Below are 2,473 nucleotides of genomic sequence, written 5' to 3'. Positions count from 1 at the left end.
CCAGGTGCACACGCCCCCGCTGCTCCTGCGGCACCGGCCGCGGCTCCCGCTCCGGTCGACGCCGCGGTTCCGGTGGCGCAGAACCAGTCGCAAGCCGCGCACACCGATCCGGTGCTGGCGACCAAGACCATCGAGGTCCCGCGGGAAGACCGCACCCCGGCCTGGGTGCTGCCGACCCTGTTCGTGGTCGCGATCGCGGCGGCCGGTGTGTTCTTCAACGCGGACCGGATCGTCCGTCGGCAACGACAGTGACCGCCGTGTCGGGGCTGCCCGCCTATTCGGAGTTCGTCTCGAATCCCGAACCAGCGCCCCCGAAGCCGGCAACCCGCTGGCCGTTCGTCCTGATCACAGTGCTCGGTGCGCTGCTCGTGCTGGCACCGATCGTCACCGGCATGTTTCCGCGAGCGGTCAAGGGGGAGGCGATGATCGACGCGTTCGGGCCGTACATGACGCGCTCGAGCCTCGACGGGTACCGAGACGATCTGCAGGTGCTCGATGACGCAAGGACGAATGTCCTCACGTTGCAGCGCAACGGCCAGCAGCCGGGCAGCTTCGACCGCGTCGATCAGTTCGTTCGGGATTACCCGGAGATCCGCTACCGCATGTCCGGGATGATCGGCGCGATCGACGACAATCGTGACAACTACGAAAAGCTCGCCGCTGTACCACCTTTCGGCACCTTGCCGTGGTTGTTCGCGCTACCGGGGTTGGTGCTCGCCACGGCGGGTGTGCTCGGATTCCGGCAGGCGCAGGCGGGCAAGCAAGCCATCGTCTGGCGTTCGCTCGCGGGGCTGGCCGCCGTCGGGCTGATCGCCGTGCCGCTGTTCGGCGGATTGTTCCAGGCTTCGCCCGCGGCGCAGCCGATGCTCGACGATCTGCGTCCGATCGTCACCCACGACGAGGTCCGCACGTTGCAGGGCTACTTCGTCACGATCGTCGCCGCCGACGGTGAGCTCAACAGCCGCTACACCGGTGCGGTGCGCACCGCGCATCCGGAGGCCGATCTCACCGGCATCACCACTCTCGAAGCACGCTGGCAGCAGATGACTTCCCGGTTCGCGGACCTCATCGGTGCGATCAACGACAACGTCCGAAACTTCGACGCCGTTGTCGCACTGAATGAATCGACACGACCGCTCGGCTTCGGCGCGTTCCGTGGCCTCGGCTTCTTCTATCTGTTGCCCGGCATTCTCGCGCTCGCCGCGACGGTGGACGGTCTTCGAGTGCCGAGTCGAGTACTCGCGTTCAGCCGGGCGACTTCGCTTCGCGGAGTACGGAAATGAGCACGACGTCAACGGTCCGAGCATGGGCGAACACATCAGGGAGGCGATCCGGCATGAGCGAGCGAACGATGACCACGGCGGCCGGTGCGGCCGTTTCGGTGCCGAGCGCCTGCGAGGCGGCGGCATGACCGCCCGAAAGTCGATCGCGGTGGCCTTGCTCGCCGCGCTAGCCTTCACGGTGCCAGGGTGTTCCAGCGACAGCGGCGATACCCCTGCCTCGACCGGGCCAGTCCCGCTGGTCGGATTGCTCCGCTTCACCCCAGGCTCGGTTTCAGGCGACAGCGTCGCCGGTACCTGGTTCCGGATGGTGCAACCGGGCGGCACGCCGGAGAAGGGCCCCTACATGCCCAATGGCGACTCGCCCGCACAGAACGGATCGACCACCCTGCTCGAACCGGGCACCGCGGGCGGGCTGCGGATCGGCGGCTACCAGAGCGAACCGAATCCTGGTTTTGCCCAGGGTAATTCGCTGGCAGCGTCGATCACCAAGCCGACCAAGTTCTTCGCCGTCGAGTTCGGCATCTCCACCAACCCGGTGGATCCGCAGACCCAGCGCCGGGTGCCACCGCCCTCGGTGATCGACGACGGCGGCACGCTGACGGCGAACCTGTCGTCCTGGGCGGCCTCATGGAACGACCAGGAGTTCAACCAGGGCGCGCCGAAGCCGCCGGAGAAGCAGGACGCACAGGTGGCAGGCGCCGAACAGGTGCAGAAGGTCTGGGACTGGGTCGCCAAGCAGTGGTTCGACAAGCCGAGTTCCGATGCGGCCCAAGGTCCCTCCGCCACTGGCAGCTACGACGCCAAGTCCCGCAAGTTCACCCTGCAATGGACCAGCCTCATCGTCGGCGGTCCGTTCAACGGCTTCACCGGTGTCTGGCATCTGGAGGGCGTCTTCGAGCCCGACGCCGCCGCACCGAAAACCCCAGCACCCAATTCCCCTGCCGCCCCGGCCAAATAGCCATATCCGAAGGAGTACGGTCCGATGAGTTCTCGCACGACGACCCGGCCCGCGCTGGCAGGCGCCATTCGCGCGGTAGCCGCGCTGACGGTCATCGGCAGCGCCGTCGCGGTCACCGCGCTGACGGTCCGCGAAGACAACGAGGTGACCACCGTGGTGGTCACCCAGGAGCAGGCGGCCGCCGCCGCGAAGCCCGCGGTCCCCGCGGCTCCGGCGCCGGTTGAGCCGCCGA

Annotated in this window: 2 protein-coding genes and 2 pseudogenes; all 4 read left to right on the top strand. The window is 67.7% G+C overall.

What is annotated here, in order from left to right; all coding sequences use genetic code 11:
• Window positions 1-252, top strand: a pseudogene (locus NA11_RS43555) (hypothetical protein); the annotation flags it as partial.
• Window positions 249-1,283 (top strand): hypothetical protein, encoded by a 1,035-nt coding sequence (locus tag NA11_RS43550; RefSeq protein ID WP_084655605.1) that lies wholly within the window; start codon window positions 249-251, stop codon window positions 1,281-1,283. The pseudogene NA11_RS43555 and the gene NA11_RS43550, both read left to right, overlap by 4 nt.
• A 124-nt stretch (window positions 1,284-1,407) precedes the next feature.
• Window positions 1,408-2,241: a hypothetical protein gene (locus NA11_RS43545; RefSeq protein WP_069167986.1), complete on the top strand. Its 834-nt coding sequence runs from the start codon at window positions 1,408-1,410 to the stop codon at window positions 2,239-2,241.
• Window positions 2,242-2,265: 24 nt separating this feature from the next.
• A pseudogene (locus tag NA11_RS43540) lies at window positions 2,266-2,473 on the top strand (hypothetical protein); the annotation flags it as partial.

The sequence above is a fragment of the Nocardia altamirensis NBRC 108246 genome, from assembly GCF_001612685.1.
GTDB classification, from domain to species: domain Bacteria; phylum Actinomycetota; class Actinomycetes; order Mycobacteriales; family Mycobacteriaceae; genus Nocardia; species Nocardia altamirensis.
This window is presented reverse-complemented; position numbering and strand designations above follow the sequence as displayed.

What these genes read in the sequence shown, in the direction of transcription:
- NA11_RS43545 (WP_069167986.1), top strand. Translation starts at nt 1,408, where the DNA reads ATGACCGCCCGAAAGTCGATCGCGGTGGCCTTGCTCGCCGCGCTAGCC.